Source organism: Bradyrhizobium sp. 1 (assembly GCF_023073315.1).
Lineage (GTDB): Bacteria > Pseudomonadota > Alphaproteobacteria > Rhizobiales > Xanthobacteraceae > Bradyrhizobium.
In genome coordinates this window covers 257,455-275,470 of record NZ_JADPJH010000026.1, presented here as the reverse complement: position 1 = coordinate 275,470, position 18,016 = coordinate 257,455, and the positions used below count along the sequence as shown (strand labels likewise).

15 protein-coding genes are annotated in these 18,016 nt (G+C 62.8%); 3 read left to right on the top strand and 12 right to left on the bottom strand.

All coding sequences use genetic code 11. The annotated features are described in order from the left end of the window. Positions 1–85: 85 nt before the first annotated feature. The 8 genes from IVB29_RS21800 to urtA form a co-directional block, all read right to left on the bottom strand. Positions 86–1,126: an aliphatic amidase gene (locus IVB29_RS21800; protein ID WP_247505443.1), complete on the bottom strand. Its 1,041-nt coding sequence runs from the start codon at positions 1,124–1,126 to the stop codon at positions 86–88. A gap of 55 nt (positions 1,127–1,181) precedes the next feature. After that, positions 1,182–1,559, bottom strand: a complete 378-nt coding sequence (locus IVB29_RS21795) for a zinc ribbon domain-containing protein (RefSeq protein ID WP_247505564.1) — start codon at positions 1,557–1,559, stop codon at positions 1,182–1,184. A 71-nt stretch (positions 1,560–1,630) separates the two neighbouring features. Continuing rightward, the gene (gene fmdA, locus IVB29_RS21790) at positions 1,631–2,860 is read right to left on the bottom strand and encodes a formamidase (protein ID WP_247505442.1); all 1,230 of its coding nucleotides are present in this window, start codon (positions 2,858–2,860) and stop codon (positions 1,631–1,633) included. 27 nt (positions 2,861–2,887) lie between these two features. Then, positions 2,888–3,577 (bottom strand): urea ABC transporter ATP-binding subunit UrtE, encoded by a 690-nt coding sequence (gene urtE, locus IVB29_RS21785; protein WP_247505441.1) that lies wholly within the window; start codon positions 3,575–3,577, stop codon positions 2,888–2,890. Between the two features lie 246 nt (positions 3,578–3,823). Beyond that, positions 3,824–4,579 (bottom strand): urea ABC transporter ATP-binding protein UrtD, encoded by a 756-nt coding sequence (gene urtD / locus IVB29_RS21780; protein WP_247505440.1) that lies wholly within the window; start codon positions 4,577–4,579, stop codon positions 3,824–3,826. Between the two features lie 64 nt (positions 4,580–4,643). Next, on the bottom strand, positions 4,644–5,786 hold the full coding sequence (gene urtC / locus IVB29_RS21775; RefSeq protein ID WP_247505439.1) for an urea ABC transporter permease subunit UrtC: 1,143 nt from the start codon (positions 5,784–5,786) through the stop codon (positions 4,644–4,646). 19 nt (positions 5,787–5,805) lie between these two features. Further along, on the bottom strand, positions 5,806–6,732 hold the full coding sequence (gene urtB, locus IVB29_RS21770; protein ID WP_247505438.1) for an urea ABC transporter permease subunit UrtB: 927 nt from the start codon (positions 6,730–6,732) through the stop codon (positions 5,806–5,808). A 147-nt stretch (positions 6,733–6,879) separates the two neighbouring features. After that, positions 6,880–8,139: an urea ABC transporter substrate-binding protein gene (gene urtA / locus IVB29_RS21765; RefSeq protein WP_247505437.1), complete on the bottom strand. Its 1,260-nt coding sequence runs from the start codon at positions 8,137–8,139 to the stop codon at positions 6,880–6,882. A 175-nt stretch (positions 8,140–8,314) separates the two neighbouring features. Here urtA and IVB29_RS21760 point away from each other — a divergent pair, with 175 nt between their 5' ends. Both IVB29_RS21760 and IVB29_RS21755 read left to right on the top strand, forming a co-directional pair. Beyond that, positions 8,315–11,686, top strand: coding sequence for an ATP-binding protein (locus tag IVB29_RS21760; RefSeq protein WP_247505436.1), 3,372 nt, complete (start codon positions 8,315–8,317; stop codon positions 11,684–11,686). Beyond that, a complete protein-coding gene (locus IVB29_RS21755) occupies positions 11,670–12,596 on the top strand; it encodes a response regulator (RefSeq protein ID WP_247505435.1) in 927 nt (308 codons plus the stop codon). The genes IVB29_RS21760 and IVB29_RS21755 overlap by 17 nt, the downstream gene beginning before the upstream one ends. A gap of 232 nt (positions 12,597–12,828) precedes the next feature. Here the strand turns inward: IVB29_RS21755 and IVB29_RS21750 are convergent, their stop codons facing one another. Both IVB29_RS21750 and IVB29_RS21745 read right to left on the bottom strand, forming a co-directional pair. Then, a complete protein-coding gene (locus IVB29_RS21750; RefSeq protein WP_247505434.1) occupies positions 12,829–14,331 on the bottom strand; it encodes an NAD(P)/FAD-dependent oxidoreductase in 1,503 nt (500 codons plus the stop codon). Between the two features lie 122 nt (positions 14,332–14,453). Then, positions 14,454–15,212, bottom strand: coding sequence for a trypsin-like serine protease (locus tag IVB29_RS21745; protein WP_247505433.1), 759 nt, complete (start codon positions 15,210–15,212; stop codon positions 14,454–14,456). Positions 15,213–15,322: 110 nt separating this feature from the next. On the opposite strand from IVB29_RS21745, the gene IVB29_RS21740 reads away from it, so the two are divergent. Continuing rightward, positions 15,323–15,958: an HAD-IA family hydrolase gene (locus tag IVB29_RS21740; protein ID WP_247505432.1), complete on the top strand. Its 636-nt coding sequence runs from the start codon at positions 15,323–15,325 to the stop codon at positions 15,956–15,958. Between the two features lie 4 nt (positions 15,959–15,962). On the opposite strand, the gene mtnA is transcribed toward IVB29_RS21740, so the two are convergent. Then, complete coding sequence (gene mtnA, locus IVB29_RS21735; RefSeq protein ID WP_247505431.1) at positions 15,963–17,069, bottom strand: S-methyl-5-thioribose-1-phosphate isomerase; 1,107 nt, start codon at positions 17,067–17,069, stop codon at positions 15,963–15,965. Between the two features lie 18 nt (positions 17,070–17,087). Further along, positions 17,088–17,963, bottom strand: coding sequence for an S-methyl-5'-thioadenosine phosphorylase (locus IVB29_RS21730; protein WP_247505430.1), 876 nt, complete (start codon positions 17,961–17,963; stop codon positions 17,088–17,090). Positions 17,964–18,016 lie beyond the last annotated feature (53 nt).

Here is an 18,016-nt window from a genome sequence, read left to right as displayed (position 1 = left end):
GCGGGTGTTGCACTCGCGCAACGCTTGTCCGGCGCCTCCGCAACCAGAGCACGATTCTGTCCAATGCGATCAGGAGGCCCGTGCCTCAGTAATTGCTGGCTGCGGCCTCGTTCGGGATGCCGTCGATCGGGCACTCGGCGGTCCCCGGCGTCGAGCGGGTCATCGCCTCGACCATGTCGCGCGTGCCTTCGGGATCAGCGATCCAGTTCTTGTAGAAATCATACGGGCACGCCGCGACGCCGCGCGGGCTTTCGCCGGAATTGATCATGCCGGTGTAGCCGCGGTGGACCAGCTTGTAGAGATGGTTCTGCGACTGGCCGTTGCGGCGCGCATCACGGATCAGATGCTTCGACAGCTGGGCGTATTGGATGCCGTAATCCTCCTCGCCGCATTCGCCGAGCGTGCGGCCATCGAAGCCGATGATCGCGGAGTGACCGAAATAGGAATAGACGCCGTCGAAGCCGGCGGCATTGGCGACCGCGACATAGACGTTGTTGGCCCACGCCATCGCCTTGGAGATCATGATCTGCTGTTCCTTGGCCGGATACATGTAGCCCTGGCAGCGCACGATCAGCTCGGCGCCCTTCATGGCGCAATCGCGCCAGATCTCCGGAAAATTGCCGTCGTCGCAGATGATCAGGCTGACCTTCATGCCTTTCGGGCCGTCGGAAACGTAGGTGCAATTGCCGGGATACCAGCCTTCGATCGGCACCCACGGCATGATCTTGCGATATTTCTGCACGATCTCACCCTGGTCGTTCATCAGGATCAGGGTGTTGTAGGGCGCCTTGTTCGGATGCTCCTCGTGGCGCTCGCCGGTCAGCGAGAACACGCCCCACACCTTGGCCTTGCGGCAAGCCTCGGCAAAAATTGCGGTCTCTTCACCGGGCACCGCACAGGCTGTCTCGTACATCTCCTTGGAGTCGTACATGATGCCCTGGGTGGAGTATTCCGGGAAGATCACGAGATCCATGCCGGGCAGGCCGGTCTTCATGCCAACCACCATGTCGGCGATTTTGCGGGCGTTATCGAGCACCTCGGCCTTGGTGTGCAGGCGAGGCATTTTGTAATTGACCACCGCGACGCCGACGGTGTCGTTGCTGCTGGAGATGTCACCGTGAAGCATGTTGAGCGCTCCTGTCTTTTATTCGTTTGAGGTTGCCGCCAATCGAGCGACCGCGTTAGTGGCTGATCATCCAGGGTCGCGCAGTGGGAAAACCCTTGGCGCCGCTCCTGGTCTTGGTCACCAGCCGCGCCGGCTTCTTCCTGTCGGACGAGCCCTTGTCCTTCACGGACTTGCCCGTCGAACAACAGCCACAGCCCGGGCCGTGAGAGGCCTTATACTGCGCGAGCGTCTGCGGCGCGTGCGTGCTGCGCTCGTTGACGGCGTGAGCTTTTCGCTTCTCCGCCGGCATGCACAAGAAATTCGGCGCGGTCAGGATGACGCGCGGCGCCATCGTCTCGCAGTGCGGGCAGTTTTGCGGATCGTCGCATTCCGCCATCGGGCGTAGATCCTTGAATGGACCGCAATCGTCACAGAGATATTCATAGACCGGCATCTTGTATCCCTTCCTCACCGCTATCTCACCCCAACCCTCTCCCCGTAAGAACGGGGAGAGGGAGTGCAGTGTCATTTGTCCGGCGAGATCGGCATCTGGATATCGCCGGTGATGTGCTTGATGGGCCCTGCCGCCGACGGCATCACGTCGAAGTCGAAAATCTCCGTCGGCAGCCACAGTGTGGCGCAGGCGTTGGGCACGTCGACCACGCCGGAGATGTGGCCCTGAACCGGCGCGGTGCCGAGGATCGAATAGGCCTGGGCGCCGGAGTAGCCGAACTTCTTGAGGTACTCGATCGCATTCAGGCAGGCTTGGCGATAGGCGATGGTGACGTCGAGATAGTGCTGCTTGCCCTGCTCGTCGACCGAGATGCCTTCGAAGATCAGATAGTCCTTGTAGTTCGGCGTGATCGGCGACGGTTTGAAGATCGGATTCTTGACGCCGTACTTGGCCATGCCGTCCTTGATGACCTCGACCTTCAGATGCAGCCAGCCGGCCATCTCGATCGCACCGCAGAAGGTGATTTCGCCGTCGCCCTGACTGAAGTGCAGATCGCCCATCGAGAGACCGGCGCCGGGCACATAGACCGGGAAGTAGATCTTCGAGCCGCGCGAGAGATCCTTGATGTCGCAATTGCCGCCATGCTCGCGCGGCGGCACGGTGCGCGCGCCTTCCGCACCGATCTTGTCCTTGACGTCGCCCTTGGCGCGGCCGCCATGAGAGGTCGGCGCGAACGGCGGATTGGCCAAGCCGGGCACGCGGGTCGGGTTGGTCGCGATCAGCTCGGCCTCGCGCTTGTTCCAGGTGTCCAGCATCTTCGGATCGGGCAGACAGCCGATCAGGCCGGGATGGATCAGGCCGGCGAAGTTGACGCCGGGAATGTGACGCGACGAGGTGTAGAGGCCCTTGATGTCCCAGATCGACTTCTGCGCCAGCGGGAAATGGTCGGTGAGGAAGCCGCCGCCATTCTGCTTGGAGAAGAAGCCGTTGAAGCCCCAGAGGCTCTCCTTGAGCGGACCGACGTCGAGAAGATCAACGACCAGCAGATCGCCGGGCTCGGCGCCTTTGACGCCGATCGGACCGGACAGGAAATGCACGATCGAGAGGTCGATGTCGCGCACATCGTCGGAGGAATCGTTGTTCTTGATGAAGCCGCCGGTCCAGTCATAGGTCTCGATGATGAAGTCGTCGCCCGGACTGACCCAGGCCACGATCGGGATGTCGGGGTGCCAGCGATTATGCACCATGTCATTTTCGTAAGCCGACTTGGTGAGATCGACCTTGATCAGTGTCTCTGGCATCGAGAAGCTCCCCTTTTACACGGTTGGTTAGACGGACAGATATTTCGAGACCTGCGCGGCATCGACGGCGTCGCGCGGGTCGTCGCGCACGATCTCGCCGTTCTCGATCACCAACACACGGTCGGCGATATCGAGCGCAAAACTCAGGACCTGCTCGGACACGACGATCGAGAGCCCCTTTTCGTCGCGGATGCGCTTCAGGGTGCGCGCCATCTCCTTGATGATCGACGGCTGGATACCTTCGGTCGGCTCGTCCAGCAGCAGCACTTTCGGCTTGGTCGCGAGCGCGCGCGCAATCGCGAGCTGCTGCTGCTGACCTCCGGAGAGATTGCCGCCGCGGCGGTCCTTCATCTCCAGCAGCACCGGAAACAATTCGTAGATATCAGCCGGCACCTCGGTCCCGCCGGAGACGACCAGACCAGTCTCGATGTTCTCCTTCACCGTCATGGTCGAGAAGATCATGCGGCCCTGCGGTACATAGGCGAGGCCCTTGGCCACGCGATCGTAGCTCGGCAAGGCACCAAGCTCGGCGCCGTCCATGGTCACCGAGCCGCTTTTCGTAGGCAAAATGCCCATCAGCGACTTCATCAGCGTGGTCTTGCCCATGCCGTTGCGGCCCATGATCGCCACGATCTCGTTCGCGGCGACCTTGACGTTGAGCCCGTGCAGCACCTCGCTCTGGCCGTAGGCGACGTGGAGGTCTGAAATTGCCAGCATCAGCGTGTTCCTGGTTCAGCGTGACATTTGGGGCACGAACACCTTCCTTCCCCCCTTGTGGGAGAAGGTGGCGCGGACGCAGTCCGCGACGGATGAGGGGTCTGCATCCGCGGATGCACGAGGCAGTTTGACGCGCGGAGAGATACCCCTCACCCGGATCGCATCTGACGATGCGATCCGACCTCTCCCGCAAGGGGAGAGGTGCACCGTCCAAGCCGCAGTTGCTTCATTCACCTTCGCCATCCGTCAGTGGCCCAAATAAACTTCGATGACCTTGGGATCGTTCTTCACCTTCTCCATGGTGCCCTCGGAGAGGATCTGACCCTGGTGGAGCACGGTGACCTTGTGAGCGATGTCCTCGACGAACTTCATGTCGTGCTCGATCACCAGCACCGAGCGGTTCTTGATGATGCGGTTGAGCAGCTCGGCGGTCTTGGCGCGCTCCGAGACGCTCATGCCGGCGACGGGCTCGTCCAGCATCAACAGGTCGGGATCCTGGATCAGCAGCATGCCGATCTCGAGCCACTGCTTCTGGCCGTGACTGAGCAGATCGGCGTTCATGTTCAGGCGATCCTTCAGGAAGATCATCTCGGCGACTTCGTGCACCCGGTCGCGCACGGCGGCGTCGCGCGTGAAGGTCAGCGCGCCGAACACGGAGCGGCCGCGCGGATAAGAGATTTCCAGATTCTCGAACACCGTGAGATCGTCGTAGATCGACGGGTTCTGGAATTTGCGCCCGACCCCGGTCTTGACGATCTCGTTCTCCCTCATCCGGGTCAGCTCCTTGCCGCGAAACTGGATCGAGCCTGATGTTGCTTTGGTCTTGCCGCAGATCAGGTCGAGCACGGTGGTCTTGCCGGCGCCGTTCGGACCGATGATGACGCGGATCTCGTTCTCGTCGACGTAGAAAGAAAGATCGTTGACCGCCTTGAACCCGTCGAACGACACCGTGAGGGCTTCGACCGCGAGCAGGAATTCCTTGGGCTGATGACCGACGAGCATGATCTATCTCCTCACTGCCAGCGCGGCATCGGCATCGTGATGACCTACGAGCATGATGATCTCCTCACTCGGCCGGGGCGCCGTCGGCGACCGAGCTGTCGGTCCAGCCTTCGGGTTTTGGTTTGCGCGACGGGATCAGGCGATCGATGCGCGGCTGCACATAGTCGCCCCAGATCCCGGCAAGGCCGTTGGGGAAGGCGAGAACCACTGCGATGAACAAGCCACCCAGTCCGAACAGCCACAATTCGGGGAAGGTCTCAGACAGGCTGGTCTTGGCGAAATTGACCAGTAGCGTGCCGTAGACCGCGCCGAGGATGGACAACCGGCCGCCGACCGCGGTGTAGATCACCATCTCGATCGAGGGCACGATGCCGACGAAGGACGGCGACATGAACCCGACATTGAGCGCAAACATCGCGCCGCCGATCGCGGCGAACACCGCGGCGATGCAGAAGGCGAAGATCTTGAAATTCGCGACGCTGTAGCCGGAGAACCGGACGCGGTCCTCCTTCTCACGCATCGCGACCAGGATGCGCCCGAGCTTGGAGTGCCGCACGAACTGCGCGATCATGATGCAGACGAACAGGCATCCGACCTCGAAGAAGTACAGCACCACCTTGGCGTGATCGGGCCGGATGTCCCACCCCTTCAGCGTGCGAAGGTCGGTCATGCCGTTGATGCCGCCGGTATAGCCCTGCTGTCCCACGATCAGGATGGTGAGGATGGCCGCGACCGCCTGGGTGATGATGGCGAAGTAAGTGCCGCCGACCCGGCGTTTGAACATTGCAGTGCCGATGATCCAGGCGAAGATGCCGGGTACCAGAATGATGGCGGCGATCGTGAAGGTGAGGCTGCTGAAGGGCTTCCAGAACAGCGGCAGCGACGTGATCTGATTCCAGTCCATGAAATCAGGAATGCCGGGGGTCGACTGGATCTTGGTGTTCTCGACGCTCGATGCCTCGAGCTTGAGGAACATCGCCATGCAATAGCCGCCGAGGCCGAAGAACACGCCCTGACCGAGGCTGAGAATGCCGCCATACCCCCAGCAGACCACCAGCCCCAGCGCGACGAAGGCATAGGTCAGGTATTTTGCGACCAGGTTGAGCCTGAAGACGTCGAGCGTGAGCGGCAGCACCACCACCAGGAAAACCGCGAGCAACAGAATTCCGATGAACTCCGATCGATTGAAGAAACGATTGTCGGTCATTGCATCAGCCTTCCGTTTCTCACTTCCGAACCTTGAGGGCGAACAGCCCCTGCGGCCGCAGCATCAGGATTCCGACAACGGCGAGCAGCGTCAGCACCTTGGCCATCGAGCCCGACATGAAGAACTCGAGGGTGGATTGCGTCTGCGAGATCGAGAAGGCTGAGGCGATGGTGCCGAGCAGACTCGCGGCGCCGCCGAACACGACCACCAGGAACGTATCGACGATGTAAAGCTGACCGGAGGTCGGCCCTGTCGAGCCGATCATCGTGAAGGCGCTGCCGGCGACGCCGGCGATGCCGCAGCCGAGGCCGTAGGTGTAGCGGTCGACCTTTTCGGTGTTGATGCCGACCGCGCCGGCCATGATGCGGTTCTGCACGACGGCGCGAACCTGGCGGCCCCAGCGCGATTTGTACATGACATAGGCGACACCGACGGTGATCAGGACGGTGAGGCACATCACGAAGACGCCGTTGATCGGCACTTCGATGCTCTCGGTGACGTGGAGCGAGCCGAGCATCCATTGCGGCAGGTCGACGCCGACCTCACGCGCACCGAACACGGAGCGAAAGGCCTGTTGCAGGATCAGGCTGAGGCCCCAGGTCGCGAGCAGGGTGTCGAGCGGGCGCTTGTAGAGGTGCCGGATCAGCACCCATTCCACCAGCATTCCCAGCGCACCGGAGGCGACAAAGGCCAGGATCATCGCGAGGAAGAAGTAGCCGCTGAACAAGCTGGGCAAATAGGTCTGGAACAGATTCGAGGTCATCCAGGTGACGTAGGCACCAAGGATCATGAACTCGCCGTGGGCCATGTTGATGACGCCCATCTGGCCGAAGATGATGGCAAGTCCGAGCGCCATCAGCACGTAGACCGAAAACAGAATCAGTCCTGCAAAGCCCTGCATGACGAAGATGGAGCCAAGGTCACCAATCGAATAGTCGCCGAACATCGATGTCCTCCGTCGGGATAAGGTCCCGCGTCGCGAGCAGGTTCGCGACGCGGGGGTCTTGGGCATGGATTTGCGGTCCACGCCAGGGAGCTGCTTGGTCTTCAGGGAAACGGCGAAGAGCGCCGCGCGTCCTACTGGTAGCCGGTCTTACTGGTAGCCCTTGGGGAACGGATCCGGCTCGACGAGATCGGCGGTCTCGAAGATCAGCTCGAACTGACCATCGAGCTTGGCGCGTCCCACCCGGGTCTTCGACCAGAGGTGATGGTTTTCGTGGATGCGCACATAGCCTTCCGGCGCGCCCTTGAACTCGACACCCGGCGAGGCCGCCGCGATCTTGTCGACGTCGAAGGAGCCGGCTTTCTCGACCGTCAACTTCCACAACCACGGGCCGAGATAGGCAGCCTGGGTGACGTCTCCGATCACGGTCTTTTCGCCCCACATCTTCTTGAACGCGGGCACGAAGGTCTTGTTGTTCGGATTGTCGAGCGACTGGAAGTACTTCATGCAGGCGTAGGCGCCCGCGATGTTCTCGCCGCCGATGCCGTCGATTTCGTCCTCGGTCACCGAGATCGTCAGCAGCGCCTGCTTGGAGAGGTCGATGCCGGCCGCCTTGAGCTGCTTGTAGAAGGCGACGTTCGAGCCGCCGACGACGTCGGTGAAGATCACGTCGGGCTTGGTCAGCTTGATCTTGTTGATGACCGAGTTGAACTGGGTGTTGCCGAGCGGATAATACTCCTCGCCGACGACCTTACCCTTGAGAACGTTTTCGACGTGCTTGCGCGCGATCTTGTTCGAGGTGCGCGGCCAGATGTAGTCGGAGCCGACGAAGAAGAACGACTTGGCGCCCTTTTCCTTGGCGATCCAGTTCAGGCCGGCGAGAATCTGCTGGGTCGCTTCCTGGCCGGTGTAGATCACGTTTTTGGACTGCTCGAGGCCTTCGTAGAAGGTCGGGTAGTAGAGCATGCCGTTGTACTGCTCCATGACCGGCAGCACCGCCTTGCGCGAGGCCGAGGTCCAGCAGCCCATGATTGCCGCGACCTTGTCGTTGACGAGCAGCTTCTTGGCCTTTTCAGCAAACGTCGGCCAGTCGCTGGCGCCGTCTTCCTGGATGAACTTGATCTTGCGTCCGAGCACGCCGCCCATCGCGTTGATCTGCTCGATGGCGAGCTTTTCGGCTTCGATCGAGCCGGTCTCGGAGATCGCCATGGTGCCGGTCGCCGAGTGCAGGATGCCGACCGTGACCTCGGTATCGGTGACGGCTAAACCCGTGGTGTTGACCGCCGAGGTCGCCGGCGCTTGCGCAAACGACGCCTTCGGCAGCATCGTGATGGCCGGCAAGGCGGCCATTCCCATCAATAGTTTGCGCCGTAACGGCGACAATAGGCCCTTGTTTGGTTCGTCTGACATGAGCACCCCACCTTTTTTTCGAGACACACGCTTGGTCTCGTGAGGATGGCTCGAATTTGTGCAGCGCAAGCATACGCAAGATCGCGTATACTGCACCGCAAAATGCCGACGTAGGCTTTGGTACGGGAATTGCGAGTTCACGAGAGGTTTTGACGACTTCGGGAGTGGGGTTCGAGTGGCAGGGCGGCAGCGAATAGACCGCGTCAGGCGCCAGTACAATCAATGGGTCGCCAACCAGACGCTGGAAGACTACGCGCTGCGCTTCACCGCCAAAAGCGCGCGCCGCTGGTCTGCCGCCCGCGTCGCCAACACCGCGATCGGCGCGATCTCCTTCCTGGTACTTGAAGCGATCGGCGGCACCATCACCCTCAATTACGGTGTCACCAACGCCGCCGCCGCCATCCTCGTCGTCTCCGCCATCATCTTCTGCTGTGGCGTGCCGATTGCCTATTATGCCGCCAAATGCGGCATCGACATTGACCTCCTCACCCGCGGCGCCGGCTTCGGCTATATCGGCTCGACCGTCACCTCGCTGATCTACGCCTCCTTCACCTTCATTTTTTTTGCGATCGAGGCGGTGATCCTGGCGACCGCGCTGGAGATGTGTTTGGGCATCCCGCGCCCGATCGGCTACCTCATCAGCGCTGTCGCGATCATTCCGCTCGTGACCTACGGCATCACCCTGATCAGCCGCTTCCAACTCTGGACGCAGCCGCTCTGGATCGTCCTCCATATCCTGCCCTTTGCCGCGATCGCGTGGGCCAACCCCCACTCCTTCACGGAATGGCACAAATTCGCCGGCGAGCACGGCGACCTCGGCGGCCATTTCGATCTGCTGCTGTTCGGCGTCGCATCCTCGGTCGTGTTCTCGCTGGTGGCGCAGATCGGCGAGCAAGTCGACTTCCTGCGGTTTCTGCCGCGCGACCGCCGCACCTCCAGAACGTCGTGGTGGATCGCCCTGATGAGCGCCGGTCCCGGCTGGATCGTGCTCGGGGCGCTAAAACTGCTGGCCGGCTCGTTCCTCGCCTTCTTTGCGCTCAGCCACGGCGTGCCGCCCGAAGAGGCCGCCGAGCCCGCGCATATGTATCTCGTGGCATTTCGATACGTGCTGTCGGAGCCGGACCTCGCGCTGGCGTTGACCGGCTTCTTCGTCGTGCTGTCGCAGCTCAAGATCAATGTCACCAACGCCTATGCCGGCTCGATCGCCTGGTCGAACTTCTTCTCGCGCCTGACGCACAGCCATCCCGGGCGCGTCGTCTGGCTGGTGTTCAACGTGATGGTGGCGCTGCTCCTGATGGAGATCGGCGTCTACAAGGCGCTGGAGCAAACACTCGCGCTCTACTCCAACGTCGCGATTGCCTGGGTCGGTGCGCTGGTGTCCGATCTCGTCGTCAACAAGCCGCTTGGGCTCCGTCCGCCGCAGATGGAATTCAAGCGCGCCCATCTCTACGACATCAACCCGGTCGGCGTCGGCGCGATGACGCTCGCGATCATCGTCTCGATCGCGGCGTTCTACGGGCTGTTCGGCCCGACCATGAAGGCGCTCGCCGCCTTCGTCGCGCTGACGGTCGCCTTCGTCACCGCGCCTGTTATCGCCTGGCTCACCGGCGGAAAATACTACATCGCGCGCAAGCCGAAGCGGAGCTGGGCCAATATCGAGGCGATCCAGTGCTGTATCTGCGAGCACAGTTTCGAACCGGAGGACATGACGTCCTGCCCCGCCTATGCCGGCCCGATCTGCTCGCTGTGCTGCTCGCTCGACGCGCGCTGCCATGATCTCTGCAAGCCGCATGCGCGCGCGCAAGTGCAGTTCGCTGACGCGCTCAGCAGGATTTTGCCGCAAACGATCTATCAGCGGATCAACTCGCAGTTCGGGCATTACATTGGCGTGTTCGTCGTCTCCGCCGGCCTCGTCGCGCTGGTGCTCGGACTGATCTATCTCCAGACCTCGGCGAGCGTGCATGGTGAGAACACGCTCGTCTCCAACGTGCTCTGGAAGGTGTTCTTTTCGCTCAGCATCATTATCGGCGTGGTCGCCTGGCTGTTCGTGCTGGCGCAGCAGAGCCGCCGCGCGGCGGAGGCCGAGACAAAACGGCAAACCACGCTGCTGATCCAGGAGATCGACGCGCACAAGCGCACCGACGCCGAACTGCAGCGTGCCAAGGAAGTCGCCGAATCCGCCAATCTCGCCAAAAGCCGCTATGTCGTGGGCCTCAGCCACGAGCTGCGCTCGCCGCTGAACGCGATCAGCGGCTATGCGCAGCTGCTCGAGCAGGATGCGACGCTCAGCACCAAGCCGCGGGACCAGGTTCGCGTCGTCCGCCGCAGCGCCGATCACCTCTCCGGCCTGATCGACGGCATTCTGGATATCTCCAAGATCGAGGCGGGGCGGCTGTATCTGTCGCGCGACGAGGTGCGCCTGAGCGAATTCCTCGACCAGCTCGTCGGCATGTTCCGTCTTCAGGCCGCAGCCAAGGGCGTCGACTTCGTGTTCAGGCGGCCGGCGCATCTGCCGGTCGTGGTCTATGCCGACGAGAAGCGGCTGCGCCAGGTGCTGATCAATCTGCTCTCCAACGCCATCAAGTTCACCCAGACCGGCAGCGTGCATTTCGTCGTGCATTATCGCAGCCCTGTGGCCGAGTTCGAGGTGGTCGACACCGGCCCCGGCATCCAGGGCGACGATCTCGAACGCATCTTTGCGCCGTTCGAGCGCGGTGCGCTCGGTGTCTCGCAGCCGCAGACCGGAACGGGCCTTGGCCTGACCATCAGTCGATTGCTCGCCGGCGTAATGGGCGGCGATATCAAGGTCGCCAGCACGGTTGGCCGCGGCAGCACCTTCAAGGTCAAGATGCTGCTGTCGGAGGTCACCAATCCGCAGCGCATCGCGCCGGTGGAGGCGCCGGTCTCCGGCTATCACGGCGCGCGCAAGACCATCCTGATCACCGACGACGACCCCGTGCATCGTGACCTCTTGCGCGAAGTGCTGACCCCGCTCGGCTTCATCCTGCTCAGCGCGCCCGACGGGCCGGGCTGCCTGGCGCTGGCGCAGCACTGCCGGCCCGATCTGTTCCTGCTCGACATTTCCATGCCAGGCATGGACGGCTGGACGGTTGCGGAAACGCTGCGCGCGAACGGCCATCATCAGGCACGCATCCTGATGGTGTCGGCCAGCGCGCTTGAGGCTCACGGAACGCCGCTGGCGCAGCCCTTCCACGACGGCTATCTGATGAAGCCGATCGACATTCCGCGGCTGCTGGAAACGGTCCGTCAGCTCCTCAAGCTTGAATGGCAATACGGCTCGGACGAGATCGTCGTGCCGCTGTGGCAGCCCGAGAGCGGCGTGCGGCCGCCGGTGCGGCACATCGAGGCGCTGATCGGGCTCGGCCAGATCGGCTACGTCAAGGGCATCCAATTGAAGCTGGACGAGATCGGCAGCGAGCACCCTGAGCATGCCGACTTCGTCGCACAGATGCGATCGCTGGTCGACCGCTTCGATCTCGACCAGTACATGGCCACATTGAAAACATTGCATGCGTATGAACACTGAGTCGAAAAAGCGTGACGTCGCGCTCGTTGTCGACGACTCGCCGGAGACGTTGCGGCTGTTGACCGACGCGCTCGACGGCGCGGGGATGACGGTGATGGTGGCGCTCGACGGCGCGGCCGCGATGCGCATCGTCGACCAGATCACGCCCGACATCGTGTTGCTCGACGCCGTGATGCCCGGCATTGACGGATTCGAGACCTGCCGCCGGCTCAAGCGCGATGCGGGCCTTGCCAATGTCCCCGTGATCTTCATGACAGGCCTTGCCGAGACCGAGCACATCGTGCGCGGGTTGGACGCCGGTGGCGTCGACTACGTGACCAAGCCGATCGTGATCGAGGAGATGCTGGCGCGCATCCGCGTCCATCTCGGCAATGCCCGGCTGACCCAGAGCGCGCGCGCTGCGCTCGACGTCTCCGGGCGCTTCCTGTTCGCGGTCAACCGCCAGGGCAATCTCCTCTGGGCGACGCCGCAGGCGCAAAAGCTGCTGGCCGATCATCACGGCGCACAGGCCGACGACTTCGTCCTGCCACCGTCACTGCTGCAATGGCTCGAGCTGGCCAAGGGCAAGGGCAGCGCGAAGTCGCAAGCCGCGACACTGCCCGACAATCCGCAACTCCGCTTCTATTACATGGGCGAAACCGCGCCGAACGAGTTCCTGCTGCGGTTGTCCAGGGAGTCCGGCACCTCGCTGCCACCCGAATTCATCGGCGAGCTCGGCCTCACCACGCGCGAGGGCGAGGTGCTGGTCTGGCTCAGCAAAGGCAAGACCAACCGCGATATCGCGCAGATCCTGGGCCTCAGCCCGCGCACGGTCGACAAGCATCTGGAGCAGATTTACGCCAAGCTCGGCGTGGAAAACCGGACGGCGGCGGCGGCGATCGCCACGAATGCGACGAGGCGGAATTCGTAGCGGCAGCGCGAATGAGCTGACACGCCATTCGGCCAACAACCGGTGTCGTCCCGGACAAGCGCAGCGAAGCGAAGCGCAGATCCGGGACCCATAACCACAGGGAGCAGTTTAGGGAAGGCTCGGAGTGACCATCTCGCTCCGCAACTACTCTCTGGGGTTATGGGTCCCCGCCTTCGCGGGGACGACAGCGGAGTAAGAGGCGATCGCGACCGCCCCTTACGCCAGCGCCCCCTCACCCGTACACAAACGCCCCGTCATCCAGATCCGTCTTCGGGATCTCGTCTTTCTCGGTCCAGTAATCCTGGCTGTGCTGCCATTCCGGCTTGTCGCCGCGCTTGGGCAGCAGGTTCATGTCGCGCATGATGTAGCCGGGATTGAAGTTTTCCGGATCGATCCAGGGCAGGATCGGCATGTTGTGGTCTTCGGCGCGCAGCTTGACCTCGACCTTCTTCGTACCCTTCGCCTTCATGTGGCCGAGCAGCCGGCAGACGAAGTCCGCGACGAGATCGACGCGCAGCGTCCAGCTCGCGCGGAAATAGCCGAACACCCAGACCATGTTCGGCACGCCCGTAAACATCATGCCGCGATAGGTGACGGTGTCTCCGAAGGCGAGCGGCTTGCCGTCGATCTCGAAGGCGATATCGCCGAGCGCCGCGAGATTGAAGCCGGTCGCGGTGACGATGACATCCGCTTCGAGCAGCTTGCCTGATTTGAGCTCGATGCCGTTCTCGGCGAAACATTCGATCTCGTCGGTGACGACGGAGGCCTTGCCGCTGGCGATGCCCTTGAACAGATCGGCATCCGGCACGAAGGCGATGCGCTGCCGCCACGGCCGGTACGTCGGCGTGAAGTGCGTCTCGACGTCGTAATCCGGACCGAGGACCGCGCTGATCTGGCCGATCAGCTCCTTCTTCACCTGCTCCGGCTTGGACAGGCAGAGCTTCGTAAAGGCATCCTGCTCGAACAGGATCTTGCGGCGGACGATCTCGTGAATCCATTCTTCGTCGACCTGAAGCCTGCGCAGCTCCTCCGCGATCTCGATCGCATTGCGCCCGAGCCGGAAATAGGTCGGCGAGCGCTGGAGCATGGTGACATGCGCGCATTGGTCGGCGATGTTCGGCACCAGTGTCGCTGCGGTCGCGCCCGAGCCGATCACGACGACTTTCTTGCCCGCGAGGTCGATATCATCCGGCCAGGTCTGCGGATGGACGATGCGGCCCTTGAAGCGCTCCGTGCCCTTCCATTCTGGCGTGTAGCCTTCGGAATGGCGGTAATAGCCCTGGCACATCCAGAGGAAGTTCGCGGTGAACGTCTTGGGCTCACCGGTGTCGGTTACGACCGCCTCGATGGTCCAGAGGTTCTGCTCGCTCGACCAGCTCGCGGAATTGATCTTGTGCTTGTAGCGGATGTGCCGGGCGATATCGTTGTCGTCGATCACCTCGTTCATATAGCTGAGGATCTCTTCGGCGCTCGCGATCGGCGGCCCGACCCATGGCTTGAAGCTGTAGCCGAAGGTGTGGAGGTCGCTGTCCGAACGAATTCCGGGATAGCGATGCGTGATCCAGGTGCCGCCGAACGTCGCCTGCGTTTCCAGGATGACGAAGCTCGCGCCCGGAAGCTGCTTCGTCATGTGATAGGCGCTGCCGATGCCGGAGATGCCGGCGCCGACGATCAGCACGTCGAAATGCTCCGAGGCCTGTTTGGCCGTGGCGTGACTGCGAACAGCGACATTCATTGTTGCTTCTATGCCTTGTCTTTTTCAGGCCGCCATTGATTGGCGACGCGTTTCCTCCGCGACGGGCATTGTTGCCCATCGCGCTTCCGCACCAAAATGACATAGATCAAGTCGCGATCAAACTACAACGCCGCGCCCCAGCCCCGCGCGGTCTGCAAGATCCAGTCGCGATAGAGCGTGAGCGGCGTGACCCCCGTCAATCCGCCGCAGCCGGCGGCGCCGTTCGGCCCCGTCGACCAGCTGATGACGCCGACGAGCATGGGACCGTTCGGCTTGTCCTCGAACACGGGACCTCCGGAATCGCCGGTGCAGGCGCCAATTCCGTCGCGAACACCGTTGGTTACGGGATCAACCAGCCGGATCTGGAGCGTGCCGGGCTGGCCCGTGGCGACGAGGCCGGCGACACGCGTCGCGCCGCCGCTCTTGCCGTCACCGCGCACGGTGACACCGATTCCGGCGATGACGAAGCGGCCGCCGACCTGGATCGGAATATTCGGCGCACCGACCGGCACCGTCGATTTTCCCTTGAGTGGAATTTCCAGTTGCAGCAATGCCACGTCCGCAGTAGCGCGGTGCGCCTGCATCGCCTGCATGTTGAAGTTGGGATGGATCGCGACGGTGCGCACGTTCAGCAATTGCGGCTGGCCGTCGGCGCCACGATCGACGATCTTGTAGTCCGCACCCGGCTGCACGCAGTGGGCAACCGTCAGCACCAGTTTTGGTGCGATCAGGCTGCCGGTGCAGAAATTGCCGCGCGATCCGACGATGGTGACGATCGCGCGCGCAACGCCATCCGTCTGCGGCGTGCCGCCGCCGACGATGGCGTCGGCGGGCGTGGCGAGCAGCAGCGCGGCTGCGACGAGAGTTGCAAGCTTCTTCATGGGAACATGCTTTGGCGTCAGCATCACTGGAGGCACGGGATTGCTTCGGACTGGTCCTTGCCGATAGCGCATGCTAGCCGTCTTGGAAAGGAATTGACGAGGGCAGGATAGTGGCGATCGAGGCTGTGATCTTTGATTTTGGCGGCGTGCTGACCAGCTCGCCGTTCGAGGCATTTACGCGGTTCGAGACCGAGCGCGGCCTGCCCGTCGACATCATCCGGCGCACCAACGCCGCCAACCATCTGGAGAATGCCTGGGCCAAGTTCGAGCGCGCCGAGGTCGATATCGACGCATTCGACAAGCTGTTTGCCGCGGAGTCACTTGCGCTCGGCGCCGAGGTGCGCGGCCGCGAGGTGCTGCCGCTGCTGCAGGGCGATCTGCGCCCCGAGATGGTCGAAGCCCTGAAACGCATCAAGGCGAAGTTCAAGACCGGCTGCATCACCAACAATCTGCCAGCCAACGTGATCGGCAGCATGACCGGGCGGTCACTCTATGTCGCGGAGGTGATGGTGCTGTTCGACCACGTCATCGAATCCGCCAAGATTGGCCTGCGCAAGCCCGACCCGCGCATCTACCAGCTGATGGTCGAAACGCTGAAGGTCGATCCGAAAAAGTGCGTTTATCTCGACGATCTCGGCGTCAATCTGAAACCCGCGCGCGAGATGGGCATGACCACGATCAAGGTGGTCAATGGCGCGCAGGCGATTGCAGAGCTCGAGGCGACGACGGGGCTGAAGCTCGGCTAGTTAACTACTCCGCCGCAGCGGCAATCCGCTCCGGGAACGCCGCCGCCAGCGAAGCGCGATCCGGCTTCAGCACGCCGCGCTCGGTGATGAGGCCCGTCACAAGCCGTGCCGGCGTCACGTCGAACGCGTAGTTCGCGACCGGCGAGCCGTCAGGCACGATGCGCACCGTCTCCAGCCTTCCGTCCGCGGTACGGCCGGTCATGTCGGTGACTTCAGTGCCGCTTCTCTGCTCGATCGGGATATCGCGGATGCCGTCGTCGACGGCAAAATCGATCGTCGGCGAAGGCAGCGCGACGTAGAACGGCACGTTGTTGTCGTGCGCGGCCAGCGCCTTCAGATAGGTCCCGATCTTGTTGCAGACATCGCCATTGGCGGCGACACGATCGGTGCCGACGATGGCGAGATCGACCATGCCGTGCTGCATCAGATGCCCGCCGGTATTGTCCGGGATGACCGTATGCGGCACGCCGTGATGGCCGAGCTCCCACGCCGTGAGGGAGGCGCCCTGGTTGCGCGGACGGGTCTCGTCGACCCAGACATGGACCTTGATGCCGCGCTCATGCGCCAGATAAATCGGCGCCGTAGCCGTGCCCCAATCGACGGTGGCGAGCCAGCCGGCGTTGCAATGGGTCAGCAAATTGACGGTCTCGCCCGGCTTCTTCGCGGCAATCGCCTCGATCAGCTTCAGGCCGTTGGCGGCGATGCCGCGGTTGATCTCGACGTCTTGCTCGACGATCTCGTCGGCGCGCGCGTAGGCAGCTTCCGCCCGCTCAAGCGGATCGATCGGCACGAGCGTCGCACGCATCTCGTCGAGCGCCCATTTCAGGTTGATCGCCGTTGGCCGCGCCACGACCAGCGTGTCATAAGCGCGCTTCAGACCGGCATTGGAAGAATCCTCGCGCATCGCAAGCGCCATGCCATAGGCTGCGGTGGCGCCGATCAGCGGCGCACCACGCACCAGCATGTCACGGATCGCCACGGCCGCGTCCTCGCACGAGGTCAGCTTTGCAACGACGAACTCATGCGGCAGCCTGCGCTGGTCGATCGCGCCGACCGACCATCCGTCGCGCTCGCGCCAGATGCTGCGGAAATGCTTGCCGTCGACGTTCATGGCATTTTGCCTTTCGTATCACGCCCGCAGGATGCGCCCGGCCACCGCGTCGAGCTTCTTCAGTAGCTCCGGATCGCGCGCCTCGGGTGCTGTGATCAGCGCGGTGTCGAGCGCGCGGTCCGAGCCGATCGGGCATGGCTCATGCTCGCGCGGGAAATCCTTGGCCAGCCGAGCCACCAGGGCCTTGGCCTTGTCGGCGTTGGAAGTCAGCACGCGGATGATGTCCTGCACCGTGACGGCGTCGTGATCGGGATGCCAGCAATCGAAATCCGTCACCATTGCGACGGTGGCGTAGCAAATCTCGGCCTCGCGGGCGAGTTTTGCTTCGGGCATGTTGGTCATGCCGATCACGGAATAGCCCAGCGTCTTGTAGGTCATGCTCTCCGCATAGGTCGAGAATTGCGGCCCCTCCATGCAGACATAAGTGCCGCCGCGCGCGATCGCGAGACCTTCGGCTTCGGCGGCAGCAGCAAGATGAATACGCAAGCGCGGCGAGACCGGGTGCGCCATCGACACATGCGCGACGCAGCCCCGGCCGAAGAACGAGCTCTCGCGCTTGTGGGTGCGATCCACGAATTGATCGACGAGCACGAAGGTGCCCGGCGGCATCTCGTCCTTGAAGGAACCGCAGGCCGAGAGCGAGATCAGATCGGTGACGCCGGCCCGCTTCAGCACGTCGATATTGGCGCGATAGTTGATGTCGGAGGGCGGCAGCCGATGGCCCTTGTCGTGCCGCGGCAGGAACACGATCGGCAGGCCGGCAATGGAGCCGCGCCGCAGTGGCGCCGACGGCTCGCCCCAGGGGCTCTTGATCACCTCTTCGTGCGCGCCTTCGAGACCCGGCAGATCGTAGATGCCGGAGCCACCGATGATGCCCAATACCGCCTGCGTCATGCCTGCTCCACCCTGTCAGCTACGTGCGACATGGTTAAGCTATGCCAGTTTTG